This window comes from Terriglobia bacterium (assembly GCA_020072785.1).
In the GTDB taxonomy this organism is placed as follows: Bacteria; Acidobacteriota; Terriglobia; order Acidiferrales; family UBA7541; genus Acidiferrum.
Window position 1 is genome coordinate 577,676 of the sequence record JAIQGG010000002.1, and the last position, 19,044, is coordinate 596,719.

General features: G+C 59.0%; 12 protein-coding genes. 7 read left to right on the forward strand and 5 right to left on the reverse strand.

The genetic code is table 11. The features are described from left to right. Positions 1 to 115: 115 nt before the first annotated feature. The 5 genes from LAN61_05780 to LAN61_05800 all read left to right on the forward strand — a co-directional run bounded on the left by LAN61_05780 (position 116) and on the right by LAN61_05800 (position 10,184). Positions 116 to 2,194 carry a hypothetical protein gene (locus LAN61_05780; protein MBZ5540016.1) on the forward strand — a complete coding sequence of 693 codons (2,079 nt, stop codon included), beginning with the start codon at positions 116 to 118 and terminating at the stop codon, positions 2,192 to 2,194. Positions 2,195 to 2,201: 7 nt separating this feature from the next. Then, positions 2,202 to 2,834 (forward strand): response regulator transcription factor, encoded by a 633-nt coding sequence (locus tag LAN61_05785; protein MBZ5540017.1) that lies wholly within the window; start codon positions 2,202 to 2,204, stop codon positions 2,832 to 2,834. Positions 2,835 to 3,010: 176 nt separating this feature from the next. Next, positions 3,011 to 6,664, forward strand: a complete 3,654-nt coding sequence (locus LAN61_05790) for a carboxypeptidase regulatory-like domain-containing protein (protein ID MBZ5540018.1) — start codon at positions 3,011 to 3,013, stop codon at positions 6,662 to 6,664. Positions 6,665 to 6,749: 85 nt separating this feature from the next. Then, the gene (locus LAN61_05795; protein ID MBZ5540019.1) at positions 6,750 to 9,266 is read left to right on the forward strand and encodes a glycoside hydrolase family 3 C-terminal domain-containing protein; all 2,517 of its coding nucleotides are present in this window, start codon (positions 6,750 to 6,752) and stop codon (positions 9,264 to 9,266) included. Between the two features lie 60 nt (positions 9,267 to 9,326). After that, complete coding sequence (locus LAN61_05800; GenBank protein ID MBZ5540020.1) at positions 9,327 to 10,184, forward strand: glycoside hydrolase family 16 protein; 858 nt, start codon at positions 9,327 to 9,329, stop codon at positions 10,182 to 10,184. A gap of 84 nt (positions 10,185 to 10,268) precedes the next feature. Here the strand turns inward: LAN61_05800 and LAN61_05805 are convergent, their stop codons facing one another. The 5 genes from LAN61_05805 to LAN61_05825 form a co-directional block, all read right to left on the reverse strand. Then, positions 10,269 to 11,534, reverse strand: coding sequence for an MFS transporter (locus tag LAN61_05805; GenBank protein ID MBZ5540021.1), 1,266 nt, complete (start codon positions 11,532 to 11,534; stop codon positions 10,269 to 10,271). A gap of 137 nt (positions 11,535 to 11,671) precedes the next feature. After that, positions 11,672 to 12,619, reverse strand: a complete 948-nt coding sequence (locus LAN61_05810) for an ROK family protein (protein MBZ5540022.1) — start codon at positions 12,617 to 12,619, stop codon at positions 11,672 to 11,674. A 53-nt stretch (positions 12,620 to 12,672) separates the two neighbouring features. After that, positions 12,673 to 13,737: an SIS domain-containing protein gene (locus tag LAN61_05815; GenBank protein ID MBZ5540023.1), complete on the reverse strand. Its 1,065-nt coding sequence runs from the start codon at positions 13,735 to 13,737 to the stop codon at positions 12,673 to 12,675. A gap of 39 nt (positions 13,738 to 13,776) precedes the next feature. Further along, complete coding sequence (locus tag LAN61_05820; protein ID MBZ5540024.1) at positions 13,777 to 14,763, reverse strand: DUF1080 domain-containing protein; 987 nt, start codon at positions 14,761 to 14,763, stop codon at positions 13,777 to 13,779. A 93-nt stretch (positions 14,764 to 14,856) separates the two neighbouring features. Beyond that, the gene (locus LAN61_05825) at positions 14,857 to 16,209 is read right to left on the reverse strand and encodes a Gfo/Idh/MocA family oxidoreductase (GenBank protein ID MBZ5540025.1); all 1,353 of its coding nucleotides are present in this window, start codon (positions 16,207 to 16,209) and stop codon (positions 14,857 to 14,859) included. Positions 16,210 to 16,510: 301 nt separating this feature from the next. Between LAN61_05825 and LAN61_05830 the strand changes: the two genes are divergently transcribed. Then, positions 16,511 to 17,125, forward strand: a complete 615-nt coding sequence (locus LAN61_05830) for a gluconate 2-dehydrogenase subunit 3 family protein (protein ID MBZ5540026.1) — start codon at positions 16,511 to 16,513, stop codon at positions 17,123 to 17,125. Between the two features lie 6 nt (positions 17,126 to 17,131). After that, a complete protein-coding gene (locus LAN61_05835) occupies positions 17,132 to 18,808 on the forward strand; it encodes a GMC family oxidoreductase (protein ID MBZ5540027.1) in 1,677 nt (558 codons plus the stop codon). Positions 18,809 to 19,044: the final 236 nt, after the last annotated feature.

The following is a 19,044-nucleotide window of genomic DNA, read 5'->3' on the forward strand; positions in this document are numbered from 1 at the left end:
TGCGAAGCTGAAGCAAGGTTTAGTCTTTTCCGCGGTCATGCTTTTCGGCTACCCTAGCCCTACGGTGTTGGAATCAGGCAACACATCCAAAATGAACGGCCCGCGGTCTCGATTCATGGTGAAGCAGAAAGCAGCGCGAAGAGCGCACCTTCACACGCGTGCGGCCGCGGCGCGTCTGCTGTTGCAACTTGTCCTGCTGCTGTGCGCGTCGGGACGCGTTGCCCAGGCGCAACTGGCCCCGAAATCGCTCCCGGTCCTGACCCAGGCCGGTCAAGTGCGCCAATTGAGCCCGGAGCAAGCCGCGCGCGGCTATCCCGTGCACGTCCGCGGCGTCATTACCGGCGATGTGCCCTCGCCCGATTTTTTTGTCCAGGATTCCACCGCCGGCGTCTACGTCGAGGGCGACCAGTCGCATCTTTTCCCGCACCACCTCGGCGACCGGGTTGAAATCGATGGCATCACCGGTCCCGGGAAGTTTGCTCCGGTCATCCGCGAGCGCAAGTTGCGTGTCTTGGGTAAGGGTGCCCTGCCCAAGTCCAGGCTCTATTCCTTCAGTGAGCTGGCCGATGGCCAGATGGACAGCCAATGGGTGCAAGTGCGCGGAATTGTCCGTTCGGTTTCCATCGACCGCACCTCTTGGCAGGAAATCACCCTGGCCATGCGCGTCGTCTCCGGAGCCGGGCAATTCACCGTCCGCGTGCCCATTTCCAAGGAAGGCGATTTCTCTTCATGGACGGACAGGGAAGTACTCTTGGAGGGCGTTTGCGGCAGCCTCTTTAATTACCAGCGCCAGCTCAGCGGCGTACTCTTTTATGTGCCGCGCCTGAGCTTCATCAAAGTGGATGCGCCTGCCCAGGAGGTCCCCTTCTCGGCTTTATTGCGCTTTTCCCCCACGGAAGGCGTCCGGCACCGCGTGCGCGTGCGCGGTGTGGTCAGCTATCAGCAGGTCGGCACCGCCCTATTCCTGCAGTCGCAGGGCAGGGGCCTGCGTGTGCTCAGCCCCCAGGACACGCGTCTGGAAATTGGCGACATCGTGGACGCGATGGGTTTCCCCGTGATGGGAGAATCCGCTCCGGTCCTGACCGACGCGGTTTTCCATCGCATCGAACACAGCGGGCCTCCCGATCCGGTCAAGCTGAACCTGAGTTCTCCCTGGGAGCAGTACGACGGAGCTCTAATCACCACGGACGCCACCCTACTCGGCCGCCAGTTGCAGACCGGTGGTTTGCGCTTGGTGCTGCGCACGGGCGAAAACCTCTTCGACGCCACCGTGCAGCCCGCGGATTTGGCCGTGCGTCTCTCCTCCATCCCGCTCAACAGCGAAGTGCGTATCACCGGAATCTGCCTAGTGCGCAGCGGGGGCCTGTGGTCCTTGCCGCAGTCCTTCCGCGTGCTGTTGCGCTCTCCACAGGACGCCCTCGTTCTGCGCGCGCCTTCCTGGTGGAACTTGCGGCATACCCTTTGGCTCCTGGGAATCACCACGGCAGGGCTGCTGCTGGTGATGGCCTGGGTGGTCGTGCTGGGCGGGCGCTTGCGTGAGCAGATGTCCGTCCTGCGCCAGAAATTGCAGCATGGGGCGGTGCTCGAGGAGCGCAACCGCATCGCCCGCGAGCTGCACGACAACCTGGAACAGGAATTGGCCGGTATCAGCATGCAGTTGGACCTGGCCGCCGATTGCTTTCAGCAGGCCCCGCAGATTGCCCGCCAGGCCGTGGATGCGGCCCGCAACATGAGCCGCCACAGCATGATTGAGGCGCGCCGTTCCGTATGGGACCTGCGCTGCCACCTGCTGGAGAAAGGCGACCTGGGCTCCGCACTCACCGAAATCGTGCAACCCTTGCTCGCCCGCAACGGTTCCCAGCTCGACCTTCGCATTGTCGGCCGTCCCGTGCGCCTGCCCGGCTCGGTCGAAATGAACCTCCTGCGCATCGGGCAGGAAGCCGTGGCCAATGCCGTCCAGCACGGCCAGGCCCGCAACATCACCATTTCCCTCGACTACGATACCGCCACGGTGCGCCTGTGCGTGAGTGATGACGGCTGCGGATTCAGCGCCGAGCAGTCTTCCTCCACGGGTCACTTCGGTCTTCTGGACATGCGCGAGCGTGCCCACTCCATGGGCTCCTCCCTGCGCGTGGACAGTCGGCCCGGCCAGGGCGCCAAGATCGCCGTGGAAGTTCCCGTGAAGGAACACTAGCCCTTCGATGAAAAGCGCCAAGCCAATCCGCATTCTGGTGGTGGACGATCACTTCATGGTCCGTATGGGGCTGTCGGCTTCCCTCAACATCGAAGCCGACATGGAGGTTGTGGGCGAGGTGAGCAGCGGCGAGGCGGCCCTGAGCGCCTATCGCAAACTCCGTCCCACTCTAATCCTCATGGATGTTCGCTTGCCGGTGATGAGCGGTGGTGATTCCGCCGCCGCCATTCTCCGCGAGTTTCCGGACGCCGCCATCCTGATGCTTTCCACGCACGCCGGGGAAGAAGAGGTCTATCGCGCCCTGCAGGCGGGTGCCCGCGGCTACGTCCTAAAAAGCGTTTTGCGCGAGGAGCTGCTCCATGCCATCCGGGAGGTGTTTGCGGGCCGCCGCTATGTCGACCCCAGCGTGGCTTCCGTGCTGGCTTCCCGCGCCGGGCATCGCTCCCTGACCAGCCGCGAGATTGAGGTCCTGCGCATGGTCGCCAAAGGGTTGGGCAACAAGGAGATCGCTGCGGCCCTGGACATCGCCGAAGCCACCGTGAAGCTCCATGTCAGCCACGTCATGGAGAAGTTGAATGTCAAAGACCGCACCGAAGCGGCCACGGCCGCCCTGCAGCGGGGCATTATCTCCCTGGGATAGGTTTCCTCCTGATTTTCGACCTATACGAAAGTAGTATGTCCAACCACGCCCACTGCCTTATGGACTTTCCCCTTCCCCCCGCAATAGGATGCGCCATTCGAAGGCACGGGTGGGGCTGGCGAGCGCTTGGTGGCAATTCCCGCGCGGTTCGCCGCAAGCATTCATAGGAGGGTGGGATGTTCAGCGATCAAAGCAAAATTACACGGATCGTCCGTCAAAGCCTGGTGCTGGCATTGGTGCTGAGCGCCTGCGGAGCGGTCGTGTTCGCGCAGGTTACTTCCGGCACGATTTTCGGGGCCGTCAAGGATCCCAGCGGAGCCATGGTTCCGCATGCCACGGTTACGGCCACCAATGCCGCGGCGGGCATCACCCGCACCGTGTCCACGAACGAGGAGGGCGGGTTCGTGCTGCCCAATCTCGCCCCGGGCACCTATGCCATCACGGTCGAAACGGCGGGATTCAAAAAAATGGAAAAGACCGGCATCGTTCTGAGCGCGGCGGACCGCCTCAACGCCGGTGAATTTGTGCTTGAGGTGGGCGTGGCTACGGAAGAGGTCGTCGTCACCGCCGAAGCCGCCCAGATGCAGTTGCAGTCCAACTCCGGCGAGCGCTCCGACCTGATTTCCAGCAAGCAGCTCAATGATGTGGCCATGAACGGCCGCAACGTGCTGGATTACATGAAGCTGATTCCCGGAGTCATCAGCGGCTTTGACGGCCACGCCTCCGGCACCGGCGGCCTGGACTCCATGAACATTAACGGCACCCGCGCCAATCAGCACGAGTTCACCATTGACGGCGCCTCCAACGTGGACACCGGCAACAACGGCGGCACCCACGTCACCATCAACCCGGACGCCATTGAAGAAGTGAAAATTCTGACCTCCAACTACCAGGCCGAATTCGGCAAGGCCGCCGGCGGCCAGATCGCCATCGTCACCAAGGGTGGCACCAACGACTTTCACGGCAATGTGCGCCTCTTTCACCGCAACGAAGGCATGAACGCCAACGAATGGTTCGCCAATAGAGATCAAACGCCCATCGCCAAGTACCGCTACAATTACATCGGCTATCAATTGGGCGGCCCAGTGCTCATTCCCGGCGCGGATTTCAACAAGAACAAGGACAAACTGTTCTTCTTCTGGAACCAGGAGTTCTACCGTCAGCTCATTCCGGTGGGGCGTTCTTCTTTTTACACGCCGACGGCGCTGGAGCGTACGGGTGACTTCTCGCAGTCGGTTGACCAGGGCGGGAATCCTGTGGCGATCGCGGGAGCGGGAATCGTTCCCGGCACGAACAAGATTGATCGCAATCTGCTCGATCCCACGCAACAGGTGGTGTTTGACCAGATGCTGACCTTGCTGAACCTTTTTCCCCTGCCCAACGTTCCAGGGTATGGCAGCAACGGAAATAACTACAATTACTCGGTCAATCCGTCCTACAGCAACCCGCGCCGCGAAGACATTCTTCGCGTGGACTATCAGATCACCTCCAACCACCGTCTCTTTGGCCGCTGGATCCACAACTCCGACACTGCGACCTCCGGTCTTCTCCCCGGGGGGCTTGGCGTATTGGGCTGCGCCAGCGGCTACTCCATGACCGGCACTTGCTCTTCGAAGCATCCCGGCTGGAACCTCTCGGTGAACCTGGTGAGCACGATCCGGCAGAACTTACTGAATGAATTCTCTGTCGGACCGAGCGTGACGAAGACCCGTGCGGGCGCCGATAGCGACTTTTTGTCGCGCGGCGTGAACAACATCACCATGCCTCTGTTCTATCCGCTCACGACCGGCGATAACATTCCGGACGTGCAATGGTGGGATGAAAAGAACAGCCAATGGAATTGGAACTATCTGGGCGCCACTCCCTGGTACCAGGCCAATACCACCATCAACGTCAACGACAACCTGACCTGGGTGAAGAATTCTCACACTCTCAAGTTTGGTCTTTTCTACCAGCGCAACCGTAAGGATCAAGTCGCCTGGGGCAACAACAACGGCGAGTTCCAATTTGGAAATGGCCCCACCTCCCCGGGAGCCTGCCCGGCGAATACCTCCTGTGGCGATGCGTTTGCCAGTATGCTGCTGGGGAGTTTCGATAAATTCATCCAGACTAACGCGCGTCCAGTGGGCTACTTCCGCTACAATCAATTGGAGTTTTACGTCCAGGACACATGGAAGGTCACCTCGCGTTTCACGCTGGACTACGGCATGAGATTTGCCTGGATCCCCCCGCAGACCGATGCCAAGAACCAGATCGCCCTCTTCGACCCGGCCTCCTATATTCCGGCCAACGCGGTCACGATCAATACCGACGGCTCGATCAACACTGCGGCCGGCGGCGATCCGCTCAACGGCATGACCTTCACCAATAACGGCACTGCCCCCGTGGGTGGATGGAACAGCCACGGCATCATGCCCGAGCCGCGCCTGGGCTTTGCCTATGACCTGTTCGGCACTCACAAGACCATCCTGCGCGGCGGCTTCGGCATGATGCATGACCGCACCCAGGGCAATCTGATCTATAACACCGTTTTCGAAAACGCGGCGCTGGTGCAAACTCCGGTCGTGTATGGCAGCAACATCGCCGACCTACCCACCTTGGCCGCCGCCGCTGCTGCTGGCTTGGCTACGCAGCCCCTCAGCAACGTCTATGGCGCCGCCCGGGACGGCAAGGTTCCCACGGTGTACAGTTTCAGCCTCGGCGTGCAGCGCGAAATCGCCCGCGGCACCACTCTCGATGTGGCCTACGTTGGGACGCTCTCGCGCCACCTGGTGACTGCGCGCGACATCAATGCCATTCCCTACGGCTATGCATTCACTGCCGCTGCTCAGGATCCGGCTAACTATACGGACTACTGTGCAAGCCCGCTGCCGGGCGATCCCTGCACGAACGGGATTCCCGCGGTGGAGCCGGGGCTTCCGCCGGTCTACGCGGCGGCGGGTTACAATTTCAGCGGCGCTTACGCTTACGGAAGACAGTCGTACTCGAATGCGCCGCTGGTCCCCTTTAAGGGGTATGGCCAGATTGAATATCTCCAGTTCGACGGCACTTCCAATTACAATTCGTTGCAAGTCTCGTTGCAGCGCCGCTTCACCAAGGGTCTGACCTTCGGGGCGGTCTACACCTGGTCGAAAGCGCTGACCACGGCCAATTCCGACGAGGACCTGCAGGATCCCTTCCTCCCCCGCTCGGTCGATTACCGGGCCGCTGGTTGGGATCGCACGCACGTCTTTGCTGCCAATTATGTTTACGACCTGCCGAAATTGGCGAAACGCTTTGGCGGATCGAAGTGGTTGTCCTATATCACGGATAACTACCAGTTGAGCGGCGTGACGCAGTTCATGAGCGGAACGCCGATTGATATGACCAATCATTGGGGGTGGGAGTCGGGTGCCGCGGATGGCTCGAACATGTGGGGAGCCATCCAGTATTACTACTCGCTCGACAGCAGCGGAAACCCGGTCCTGCCTGCAATCGGCACCGTCGTACGGGGAACGCGGGACCTGTTGCGAACCGGCGGCATGCAGAACTGGGACTTGTCCTTGTTCAAAAACATCCCGCTCGGGTCCAATGAACGGCGCTACCTCCAGATCCGCCTGGAAGCGTTCAACGCGTTCAATCATCCCAACTTCAACAACAAGAGCTACAACTTGAACGTCGACGGGCCGTGGCAGTGGGCGTACGGTTCGCAGGCGGGGAGCGGGCCGGCCTCATGGTCGCCGAACTCTTTCTCCATATCGAAGGCTTCCAACTGGGGGACCAACGTGGACACTTACAGTGGCCTCGGCGGCCCGCGCGTCGTTCAACTTGGCGCCAAGCTGTACTTTTAACCTGTAGTCGCTGTTATCAGCACGGGCCCGCAGCCACCCCCTGCGGGCCTGCTACTCCTGCGCGCTCTAACAATCGAGGCCTTCTATGAAACGCATACTCCAGTCGGTTCTTGTGCTCCTGCTCTTCGCTGCGTGGCCGGCCCACTGCCAGGCGCCGCAGACGCCTTCAGCGGCGCCAGCGGCCATCGAAGCCCGGGTCGACTCCATGCTGCAGCAAATGAGCGTGGAAGAGAAAGTTGACCTGCTGGGTGGCGTGGATGACTTTTACATTCGAGAGATCAAACACATCGGCCTGCCACGGTTGAAAATGGCGGATGGCCCGTACGGTGTCCGCAACTACGGCCCTTCCACCACCTTCGGCGGCATCGGCCTGGCCGCCACTTGGGATACCGATCTCGCTCAGCGTCTGGGCGCCGTCATCGGTCAGGACGCCCGCGCCCGCGGCGTGCATTTCCTGCTTGGCCCGGGCGTCAACATTTACCGGGCTCCCATGAACGGCAGGAATTTCGAATACTTCGGCGAAGACCCGTTCCTGGCCGCGCGCACCGCCGTCGCCTACATCCGCGGCGTTCAGAGCCAGCGCGTGAGCGCCACCATCAAACACTACATGGGGAACAATCAGGAATATGACCGCCACAATATGGATTCCCAGATCGACGAGCGCACCCTGCGCGAGATCTATCTCCCCGCCTTCGAGGCCGCCGTGAAGGAAGCCCACGTGGGCGCCATCATGGACTCTTACAACTTCACCAACGGCATCCACATGAGCCAGAACGGCTACCTGAACACGGATGTCGCCAAAAAAGAATGGGGCTTTGACGGAATCATGATGTCCGACTGGGATTCCACGTACGATGGCGTGGCGGCCGCGAATGGCGGACTCGATCTGGAAATGCCCTCCGGAAAATTCATGAACCGGGAGACGCTGCTGCCAGCGCTGCGCTCCGGCAAGCTCAGCCTGGCCACCCTCGACGACAAGGTCCGCCGCATCCTGCGCACCGCCGCCCGCTTCGGCTGGCTCGACCACGAGCAGACCGACTTGTCCATTCCCCTCCTGAATATGGAGGGCCGCCACGTGGCCCTCGAGGCGGCCCGTTCCGCCATGGTCCTCTTGAAGAACGATGGCAATCTCCTCCCGTGGAGTAAGCAGACCATCAAATCCGTCGCCGTCATTGGACCGGACGCCTATCCCGCTCAGGTTGTCGGCGGGGGCAGCGCAGCAGTGCAACCCTTCGCCGCGGTGAGTTTCCTGGAGGGTTTGACGAGTTACCTCGACGGCAGCGCCCAAGTGTATTACCAGCGCGGCCTACCCACTCCCTCGGAAATGGCCGATGGGACCACATTCACAATCGCTGCGAGCGGCGGACAGGCCGGAATCGAAGCGGAGTACTTCAACAATCCCAATCTCAGCGGCGCCCCGGCAATCCGTCGGACCGACCAGCACATCAACGCCGACCACAGCTTTGGCGACGGCACGTCCCAGAACGAAGTGTCGGCGCGCTGGGCGGGTTATTTCACGCCGAGCACTCCAGGGGAGTACCTGATCTTCGTGCAGGGACCGGGGGAAAACGGCGGCACCCGGCTGTACCTGGACGACAAGCTGGTCATCGACAATTGGGAACGGGCCAATGCGCTGCTCAGCCAGATCCGCGTGCCTTTGCGGGCTGGCCCGCACAAAATCAAGTTCGAATATTTTGTGCACTGGAGCTGGGGCGGGCCCAGCGTAAGACTGGGCATTGTGCGCCCGGAAACACTCATCAGTGCCGAAGCCAGGGAACTGGCCGCGCATTCCGATGCCGCCGTCGTCGCGGTGGGCTTCGATCCAGAGAGCGAGAGTGAGGGCGGCGATCGCACCTTCCAGCTTCCTCCCGGTCAAGCCGAGCTCATCAACGCCGTCGCCGCGGCGAACAAAAATACCATTGTGGTGGTTACCGCGGGCGGCGCGGTGGACACCAATGCCTGGCTCGACCATGTTCCGGCCCTGCTGCATTGCTGGTACCCCGGACAGGAGGGCGGCACGGCCCTCGCCCAACTACTTTTCGGCGACTACAGCCCCTCGGGAAAACTGCCCATCTCCTTCGAACGCCGCTGGGAGGACAGCGCCGTTTACCACAGCTATTACCCCGCGGGCAGCGAGAAGAAAGTCGCGTACAGCGAAGGACTGTTTCTCGGCTACCGGCATTTCGACAAATCTGCTACCAAGCCCTTATTTCCCTTTGGTTTCGGGCTCTCCTACACCACCTTTTCCTACAAAAATCTTTCCGTGACCCCGCAGACGGTTGAAGGCGAACAGACGGTCACGGTCAGTTTCGATGTGAGCAATACCGGCAAGCGCGCCGGCGCGGAAGTGGCCGAGCTCTACGTGGGCGACCGCCACGCCAGCGTCCCCCGGCCCGTCAAGGAACTCAAGGGCTTCGCCAAAGTCTATCTCCAGCCGGGGGAGACCCGCCGCATCTCGATTCTGCTCGATCGCCGGGCCTTCTCCTACTACGATGTCAAAGCACATCGCTGGACCGCCGCACCGGGCGATTTCGACATTTATATAGGGAGTTCCGCCGCGCAGATCGAGTTGACCGGCAAGCTCACGCTGCGCACGCCCTGAGGCCCTGCAACGCAGTTCCTCCGGGCGGCCACGGCAGCCCGGATTGCCTTCGAGGTCTCCATGAGACGCCCATCCGCTCACGCGGCCGCCACCAGCCTCCTTGCTCTCTCCGTATCTCTGGGCATTGTCTGCCAGGCCCGCCAAGACGGTGCCCGTCCCAGCGATGGCAAGTGGGCCCTGACATGGGGCGATGAGTTCAATGGTCCCAATGGCTCGCCCGTGGACCCCTCCAAGTGGGTGTTCGACCTCGGCGGAGGTGGTTGGGGAAACCAGGAACTCGAATACTATACGGACCGGTTGAAGAACGCGCACCTCGAGAACGGCCACTTGGTGATCGAAGCGGATCGGGAAAATTACACCGCGGCCGATGGCGTGACCTGGAACTTCACTTCAGCCAGACTGAAAACCCTCGGTAAATTCACGCAAGCCTACGGGCGCTTCGAGGCGCGCATCAAGCTCCCCTTCGGACAGGGAATGTGGCCGGCCTTCTGGATGCTGGGCGAGAATATGGATAAAACCGGCTGGCCCGATTGCGGCGAGATCGACATCATGGAAAATGTCGGCAAGGAGCCTTCCCGGGTCCATGGAACCATCCATGGACCCGGATATTCCGGAGCGGGTGGCCTCGGAGCCCCCTACACCCTGCCTGGCACTCAGCGTTTCGCCGATGAGTTCCATGTTTTTGCCGCGGAGTGGGAGCCCGGTGTCGTCCGCTTCTATGTGGACGATCTCCTCTATGCCACGCGCCTCCGCGCCGACCTCCACCCGGGCCAAAAGTGGGTTTTCGATCATCCCTTTTTCCTGCTCCTCAATGTGGCCGTGGGCGGGGGCTGGCCGGGGAATCCCGACCCCTCCACCGTCTTTCCGCAAGCCATGCTCGTGGATTATGTGCGCGTGTATCAGCTATCGGCCCGGTAGCACACGCGCCGGGGACGGGTACAAGAATCCCGGGTCAGGTCAACACGGTTGGTCTCTGGGCTCATCTCCACGGAGCAGCCTCGATCAATCAGCAACCTCAGCAGACGCTTTCTTGAGACGAACGGTGGCATTGTTGATCATCGGTCGTGCCCAGAAGCCAACGCTGAGGACAAACCCAAACGTGACGTAGAGAAAGGCCAAGCCGCTGCGTAGTCCCCAATAGTCTCCGATGCGTCCAATGATCACCGGTACCACGGCGCCACCTATGATTCCCGTACCCAAAATGCCAGAGAGGGAACCGTGGTACTCCGCGACGGAATTGAGCGCAAGCGACACTACGATAGGCCACATCACCGAAGCAAACAGGCCGACTGCGGGAAACGCAATGACGGAAATCTTTGCGGGGCCAAACAAAGCTGCAGACAGACAGAACAGAGCCCCTACGCATGCACCGATGAGCACATGACGACTGTCGAATATCTTCAGCAATAACATTCCTGCCAGACACCCAACCGTGAGCAAGCCCCAGAACCAGGATACCGCCGCCGCACCCGCGGAATGGGGGTCCAAACCGTGATACTGGCGCAGAAAACTCGACATCCAGTCAGCGGTTCCTTGTTCGCAACCGACGTAAGCAAACATCGCTGCAAAGTAGAGCCACACGACCCGCTGGCGCGCCAAGGCCCGAAACATGTCCAAAGAGCCCACGTGTTCTTCGGCGGTGTACTGAATTTTTGGAAACCTGGAAAAGGACAAAACAACCACCATCAGCATTGCGGAAACAGCGAAAATCCAGTAAATCGAGGCCCACGGCAACTCCGCCGGGGTCAGCTTTTGCAGGATTCGCAAAACGATATTCTGATCGGGCGAAGGATCCTTGAGGTTGAGCACAAGATGCGAATAAATGCGCGGACTAATAAATGATGCGCTGCCGAAAACCAGTTGGGCCAAAGTCGAATTAAATGCGTAGTGTTCTTCCCCGCCGGCGACCCGTAACAACGGATTGATGGCCACCTGCAGAACGGCCATCCCGGCGCCGATCGTGAAGTAGGAAATGATGGCTACGCGGTACCCGGGGAATAGAGCGAAACTCAGCGATCCCAGCGTCCCAGCCAAAAAAGCCAGCACCATCACGGGTTTTTCAGTGAATCGTTCCACTAAGAAACCGGCGGGGATGGACATCACTCCATAAGCAATGAAGAAAGCGAAGGCCAGAAATCCCGCTGCAGTCAGACTCACGTAAAAGCTGCTGATGATGTCCGGCACAAGGGGACCAAGAATATTGGTCAGCAAGGAGATCACGAAAAAAGTGAGGAAGACCAAGCTGACCGTATACCGGCTTCTCGCCATCTGCTACCTTTTACCTCATCGTTCGTGGAAGTGCGGTCCAACGTCGTGACGCTCTGCCAACGGATTGCGGCGTGTCCAGCAACGCCGGGGATTGACTGAATTATGTCTCGCAAATGCTCGTCGCTCGCAACTGGAAATCAGGAAGCTCGGCCGACTCCCTTCCTGAACCGATGGTGCCAGACGCGCGCTGCTCCAATGAGATTGGCGTCTTCGCCCAGCGAAGCCAGAGCCAGTTCCGTCTTTTCAAACGGAACGAATCGACATCCTCGGCGAATTACCCTTCGGATGCCGTCAAGAAAAAGGGCCGCGCTCTTCATTACGCTGCCACCTAAGACAATCATGTCCGGCACAAAGAGATTGATCAGATTAGCCAGACCGAGACCCAAGTAGTAAGCTTCCCGCTCAACCGCCCGGCGGGCCAGCTCATCTCCCTGTTGCGCAAGCTGGCAAATTTGTTTGGAGGTGAGCTCTGCGGGATATCCGTGATTACTTGCTGCATTCATTTTGAACCATGCAACCAGGACCGGACCGGCCGCTAGTGATTCCCAACACCCCCGGAAACCGCAAGTGCAAAGCGGCCCAGACGGGTCGACCACATGGTGACCAATTTCGGGATGGGCCATATCCGCGCCGCGGTAAAGCTGCCCATCCAAGATGATCCCGCCGCCGATACCCGTACCGACCGTCACATAGACCAATCGCGACTTATTCTTTCCAGCGCCCCAGCCTGCCTCCCCGAGGGCCGAGGCATCCGCGTCGTTTTCCAGGGCCACGGTCACGTGGAATGCCCGCGCCAGATCTTCCACCATGTTGTTCCCCTTCCATCCCGGTAGAAAGTCGACATCGCCAAACGCGCCGCTGAAGGGGTACACCATACCAGTGGATCCAATTCCGACGCCGGAGATTTCGACGCCGGCATCTCGCGCCGTTTCTCGGAGCATGCCAACAATTCGCTCGAGTCCGTTTGAGTAGCCATGTTCGGCATCGGTGGGAGACTCCAACTTGGACAACACCCTCCCGGTGTCATCCACCATGCCAACCGCGATCTTTGTTCCACCGATATCAACGGCTCCAATCACGATCATCCTTTTTGAGTCTCATTCCGTCTTATTCAGTGGTCCCCCCGAGGGCGCGTGTGCTACTTCTCATCCTTGGGGGCCCTGCCTTCTTCGCGTAACAGCCCGTACTCGTCTTCCACAATGAAGGAACAAAAACGAAAGGAATCGCAATCAACTTCGGAGAGCTGCGCCAGGCGTTCAGCCGCGAGTTGCACCGGGATGATGTCGATCAGGAACTGCCAATCGGGTGGCGTAGCAGGAAGTTGGAACACCAAATCCGCAGCATCCTTTGGCAGATCTTGGCCTATCAGCATGACGGAGGCTCCAAGTCGCCTCAGGTCCCTCGCCACGGCCAAGTCTTGGCCGCGCATACGCTCTCCGTCTATCCACATGCCAAAACGCGCATCTTTGGTAACCATTTCCTGCGGGCCATGCCTAAAGCTGCCTGTGCCCATAGCGGTCGCAGGCGATTTGACGCCCTCCTCCCAAAGGAGCTTGGCCTCATGGCAACTCCCAAGACTTGAACCACGAGCGAGAAAGTAAGGAACGGCTCGGGGTGCAAGCCAAGGTGTGTGTGCAATCTGTGCCTGCCAGCCTGCAATGGCCCAGGCGGTTTTTTCGACGGCGCGTGTTAGCAAGGTTGCGAGATGGGCATCAAAGGAGCCCCGTACGGCGCTGGCCAGAACCCCTGCTGTCGCGGCTAATGTGGAAAAGGTGTTAACAGAAATTGCGTGATCCATTTCGGTGGAAACCACAATCGAAATCTGGGCCTCTCGCGCAAGCGGCCCGTCCTCCGAATTGGTGATGCCGATGACGGTCACGCGGCTGTTGTGCACTTTGGCAAGCAGATTGACAACCTCGATACTGCGACCGCTGCGCGAAATTACGATAACTACCGAATCCGGCGGAAGAGTAGGAAAATGGAGTAACTCGGAAACGTCCTGCATATAAACCGGACGGGCACCGAGGTGAAATAGGGGCCCAGCACCCAGAGCCGCGTGCCAACTGCTGCCCATTCCAGTCAGATAGACGTGGCGAGCGTTACGAATTGCAGTTGCCGCCCTGTCTAAAGCGGGCCGGCCCGCTCCCAAAAGAAAGTCGACCGTCCGCTGCAACTCTCTCGGCTGGCGAAGAATGTCGCGCAAGAAATGAGTCATTGGTCGTTTAGGAGCGTGCCGCCCCTGCTAGTTCCTCGCTGGTGTGATGACGATATTTCGATAAGCTACGCGTCCTTTTTCACTTCCCTGAAGGTAAATGGGTCCCGACAATTCTTCGTGGCTGTCAAGGGCACCACCCGTAATACCCGGGATTTCCTTGTTATCGATGATAGTCTGGCCGTTTTGGGCGACGGTAATCCAGCGTCCGACCAGCGTGATATCGAAGCTCTGCCATTCTCCGGGTCTGCGAGGCAGTTCCGGCGAAGCAGCCAAGAAACCGTAGACGCCACCCATGTGGTGACTGGGTGGTTCCTCGATGGAGTCTGTTTCGACCTGGATTTCATATCGGCCCCGCAAATAGACGCCACTATTCGAATTGGCAGGGCAGTTGAATTCGATATGCAACTTGAAATCTTGGAATTTGGAATCATTGATCAGTTCAGAACCATTCCCAGGGCTCACCAAGTTACCGTCTTCGACCTTCCACACTGCCGCACCTAATTTGTTCATCTTCCATCCGGCCAGATCTTTTCCGTTGAACAACTGGATCGGCTTTCCCCACTCCGGGGCAGCGGTTCTCTTTAGAGCCGGCGCTCTCTGGCCGGTCCATTGCCAGGTGATTCCGTTCGGCCCGTTGGTAGTCCCCGACAGCGTCTTCCCAACTAGCGTTCCTTCGAAGACCATATCCTCGGGCCGGGCTTCCTCCTCTTTGGGAGAAACGAAAGTGAGGTGGCCATTCGACAGCTCAACTTTGGGAAGCGGTCTTGCGTTCCCCCAACGGCTCACCATCTGGGCCTTCAACTGTCCCTCTTCCTCACGTAGTTCCAACCAGGAGGGGTATTCCCGATCGGGTGCTTTCAACGTCAAATCCCAGCGGCCCAGAAACGCATTAATGGACTCGGCTGACGCCGAGGAGGAACTCATCTCGGAATTGCGGCGATGGGAATACCGCCCAGCGGACAATGACAATACGCCCAGCACTAGCGCGAAGAAGACGACTCTCCGAAGCTTCATAACGATGAATCCCTTCTCTTTAGCGCCGGACTATGGCTGCCGATTCAGCTTGCTTCCATTCCACTTCGCAATCAAGCTGTGCTTGTCAGCGCATTAGGACTTAATAGTCTGCGAAACGGAATCCCAATATACCGGACTCTTTCGGTAGTAAGACTCGTTCGCCATGTGACAGCCGAGCGCTGCGTTGTGACCGAACACAGCGTCCTGTACAACCGGTTTCCGCGACCTGACGGCCTGGAAGAAATTCCAAAGATGCGGCCGCAGATCGTCATAGTCGTTCCCGTGATAGCTTAACGTCTGCGGAGCAGGCTCATCCCCGGGTTTGGGATCGTGCTCCTTATGCCACTGCTTGAAATAGGCATTCCTCAGACGACTCGGAAGTCCGTAGCAGTAATAGCTGGGCGCCAGGTCAATCCCAGGTTGAGGGGTGTAGCTCAGGCCAAACTCCGTAAGTTCGATGATGCCTTTGGATCCCATGAACCGGGTGACTTCGGGAGTTTCCGTCCCCAGCGTCAAGCGCATATACACCGGGACATTGGCGTACTCAAAGAGAACCGGATGGACGTCGGGCGTGTTGCGCCCGTCTTTCCAGCGGTAAATGCCGCCAAACGCCGACGCTCGTTCGGGAGCTTCATTGATTCCAAGGACAAATTGCATCCCGCTGATCAAGTGAACAAGCAAGTCTCCAGCCACCCCGGTTCCATATTCCTTCCAGCAACGCCAGCGCGCGAATAGATACGGGTCAAACGGCTTCTTCGGTGCGGTACCCAGCCACGTTTCCCAATCCAGGTTCTCGGGAGACAAATCTGCGGGTGGTGGATATTCCCAAGCCCCGGTGGGATCGTTGCGGCCCAAGCTCCCTTCGACAAGACTTAGTTCACCGATGGCTCCGCTTGCGTAAAGCTCTTTAGCTTTGGCGCACAACACGGAACTCGTCCGCTGTGCGCCAATCTGCACGATACGATCAGTCTTCTTTGCGGCTGCGACCATTGCCACGCCATCCGCAGGGCTGTGCGACATGGGCTTCTCGCAGTACACATCCTTACCCGCGCCTACGGCGTCCACCACAACCTGTTTATGCCAGTGGTCGGGAACTGCAATAATAATAGCGTCTATCTCTTTGTCGTCGAGCAACTCTTTGTAGCGTCTTGTTGTCCGTATGGGTTTTCCGACAATTTCCCTCGCCAGTTCGTGACGGCCATCGTAAAGATCGCAAGCGGCTACGCACTCTACCCCGGGGAGCTGAACGGCAGTTGTCAGGAGCCCAGTGCCCTCCATCCCAACTCCTACAATCCCAAAGCGAACTCTGTCACTGGGGGCAGTCAATCGAGGTAAAGCAATCACGGGTTCAGGTTCCAGCAGAGCGGAGCCGCCGACAAGTGAAGCACCAGCTAATCCTGCACTTCTTTGCAAAAATTCGCGGCGCGAGTAACCAGACTTGGTCATCCTGCGATCTCCTTTGGCGCTGTTTGCGGCTTCAGTGCTCCTTGCGCGCACACCGGTGATATTCGCCTAATGTTTGAATTGAAAATTTGCAATCGGTCTCGAAAACCGGTTTCTTTCGCTCTTTTTATAGGCACTCGCCATGGCTTGTCAAGGCTCCTCTACCAACGTTTGCATCCGCAGACGGGCCACCCAGCAGGGCCCGCTCCCGGTGCGCGACGAGCCAACCGCTTGCACGGTTCAGGGCTTTTGGAGAGAATCTGTCCGGCCCATTCCTCAAGATGATTCGGTTCAGGGGTGACGAATGGCAGGGCAGGACCTCCAACGCCGTGAAATCTTGCGCATCCTGGCTATAGCTGCGGTCGCGTCACACTATCCCGGGTTCACGAAATGGGTGTTTGCCTGCGCCCACCCGGGGGCGGCGGGCACACAGAAGATCAAGCCGGCGAAGTACACGCCACAGTTCTGCTCCGCGCAGGAGTACGCCCTGGTCGAGCGTCTAACGGAGCTGATCATTCCGAGTGATGAGAGGCCAGGAGCGCGCGAGGCCGGCGTGGCCGAATTTGTGGACTTCATGGTGGCATATGACCGCGAAAGGCAATACAAGTTCCGCACCGGAATCACGTGGCTGAATGCGCATTCGGAGCGGCTGCGGGGTCAACCGTTTGTGGAGCTTTCTGAGGAACAGCAAGTGTCAATTCTTGAACCGCTCGCGTACAAGGCAAAGTACCGGGAGAGGGAGGAAGATGGGCGTGAGTTTTTTAGCAGCATCAAGGAGCTGACGGCGATGGGTTTCTATAGTAGCGAAATCGGGTACAAAGAACTGGACAATCCCGCGCTGAAGTTCTACCAGATATCTCCGGCGTGCCCGCATACGGACGATCCGGAGCACAAACATCTTCCACCTCCGAAATGGTGAACCGGCATGCCGAATCAACTGTATGACGTGATCGTGGTTGGAACAGGGGCTGGCGGCGGCATGGCGATCAAGACGCTGTGCGAAGCAGGCCTGAAGGTCTGTGCCCTGAATGCTGGACGGAGACTCGATCCGCAGAAGGACTTCCGCAATCACCGCATGCCCTGGGAGATGAAGTTCCGCGGGTTCGGCAATCCCGACAAGCGGTCTGATGACCCCGGGTTCGTGGACGCCGAGTGGGGGGAAGGTGTCTGGGAACACGAAATTACTTTCACCACGGCTCCGGGGACAGTGTGGATGTGGCCAAGGTGTTTCGCCGTCGGTGGAAAGACAAACTTCTGGGGAAGGTCGTCGGCGCGGTTCGGCGATATCGATTTCCGTGCAGCGTCGCTCGATGGGTACGACGTGGACTGGCCGGTTACGTATGAGGAGATTGCTCCTTATTATAGCCGTGTGGAGCGGATGATCGGCGTGTCCAGCACAGTGCAGAACCGGCCCAGCAACCCCGATGGCGAGTACCTGCCGCCGTTCAACTTTCGCTGCTTGGATCACATTCTTCAAAAGGGCGCGGAAAAGATCGGAGTGCCGTACCTGCCGGACCGCATCGCACAGCTCACGGAAGATCATGACGAACATCCGCAGTGCCACTTCTGCGGGGCGTGCACCTTTGGATGCGATACCGGCTCGTTCTTCTCCACGCCCTGGCGCTTTCTGCCGAAGGCTGAGGCGACCAAGAATCTCGAACTGCGGACGAATGCGCTGGCAAGAAACATTCTCGTGGATGAGAACGGAATGGCCAAGGGCGTGGCGTACATCGACCGCAAAACGAAGCAGGAAGTCGAGGTCTACGGCCGAGCAGTCATCGTGGCCGCGTCCTGCATTGAATCCACGCGCATTATGCTTAATTCGAAATCACGTCAATGGCCGAACGGCATAGCTAACTCGAGCCGCCAGTTGGGACGAAACCTCTGCGACCATCTCTATGGAGAGTCAGCGCGCGGCTATTTGCCGCAATTGCTGGGGCAACCGAGCTTCCCGGACAGCGTCGGCGACAACACCGTGGTGTGGATGCCGCGCTGGCAGAACCTGAAGAATCCGCGGGAAGAAAAGTTTATTCGTGGGTATTCAGTGTACCCCGGGGGTGGTTGCACGGAATTTCCGTGGTACGCAATCCAAGCGGAGGGATTCGGTTTAGGGTACAAGCGCGAAGTCAAACGACGGTATCCCACTCCTGTGAGTTTCACCATTCAGGCGCCGACACTGCGGACAGATACCAACTACGTGGACATCGATCCCGAAGTAAAGGATGCCTATGGAATTCCCGTTGCACGCATTCATTTCCAATGGGATGAAAATGTTCTGAAAATGTGGGAGCATTCAAAAGAAGTATGCGCGGAGGTAATTCGGTCGGCTGGAGGAGTGTACGAGGGATCGGCGAGCGAGCCCCACATTCCCGGCTGGAGCTTGCATGAGACCGGAACTTGCCGGATGGGCAACGATCCAAAGGGCGCTGTGACCAACCGCTTTGGGCAGACTCACGACGTGTCCAATCTCTATGTGTGCGACGCGAGCGTATTTCTGAACTGTACGGACAAAACGACCACGATCAGCATAATGGCGTTTACGCTGCGAACGTGCGACCACCTGATCGAAAACTTTCGCCGGGGAGCGCACAAACGCACCTGAGTCAAGATTCTCCGATCTGCTCAAGACTGGAGTGAGTGGTACCGACCGATGCGAAAACTACTCGCAGTAGTCTTCCTTGACCCCATGCTGGTTTGGCGACCGCATAAAGGTCGTGATTGGGCGCAATTTTCTTCAAAGCAACCGCGCTCGGTCAAAAATGCGCGGGTGGCCCAGCGTTTGGAATCGCTCTCCGCCACAACGCTCTGTCCACTTGAACGGATGACGGCGCACTCGCT

Coding starts and splice junctions, on each gene's coding strand:
- LAN61_05800 (MBZ5540020.1), top strand. CDS start 9,327: ATGAGACGCCCATCCGCTCACGCGGCCGCCACCAGCCTCCTTGCTCTC.
- LAN61_05795 (MBZ5540019.1), top strand. CDS start 6,750: ATGAAACGCATACTCCAGTCGGTTCTTGTGCTCCTGCTCTTCGCTGCG.
- LAN61_05785 (MBZ5540017.1), top strand. CDS start 2,202: ATGAAAAGCGCCAAGCCAATCCGCATTCTGGTGGTGGACGATCACTTC.
- LAN61_05805 (MBZ5540021.1), bottom strand. CDS start 11,534: ATGGCGAGAAGCCGGTATACGGTCAGCTTGGTCTTCCTCACTTTTTTC.
- LAN61_05820 (MBZ5540024.1), bottom strand. CDS start 14,763: ATGAAGCTTCGGAGAGTCGTCTTCTTCGCGCTAGTGCTGGGCGTATTG.
- LAN61_05780 (MBZ5540016.1), top strand. CDS start 116: ATGGTGAAGCAGAAAGCAGCGCGAAGAGCGCACCTTCACACGCGTGCG.
- LAN61_05790 (MBZ5540018.1), top strand. CDS start 3,011: ATGTTCAGCGATCAAAGCAAAATTACACGGATCGTCCGTCAAAGCCTG.
- LAN61_05835 (MBZ5540027.1), top strand. CDS start 17,132: ATGCCGAATCAACTGTATGACGTGATCGTGGTTGGAACAGGGGCTGGC.
- LAN61_05830 (MBZ5540026.1), top strand. CDS start 16,511: ATGGCAGGGCAGGACCTCCAACGCCGTGAAATCTTGCGCATCCTGGCT.
- LAN61_05810 (MBZ5540022.1), bottom strand. CDS start 12,619: ATGATCGTGATTGGAGCCGTTGATATCGGTGGAACAAAGATCGCGGTT.
- LAN61_05825 (MBZ5540025.1), bottom strand. CDS start 16,209: ATGACCAAGTCTGGTTACTCGCGCCGCGAATTTTTGCAAAGAAGTGCA.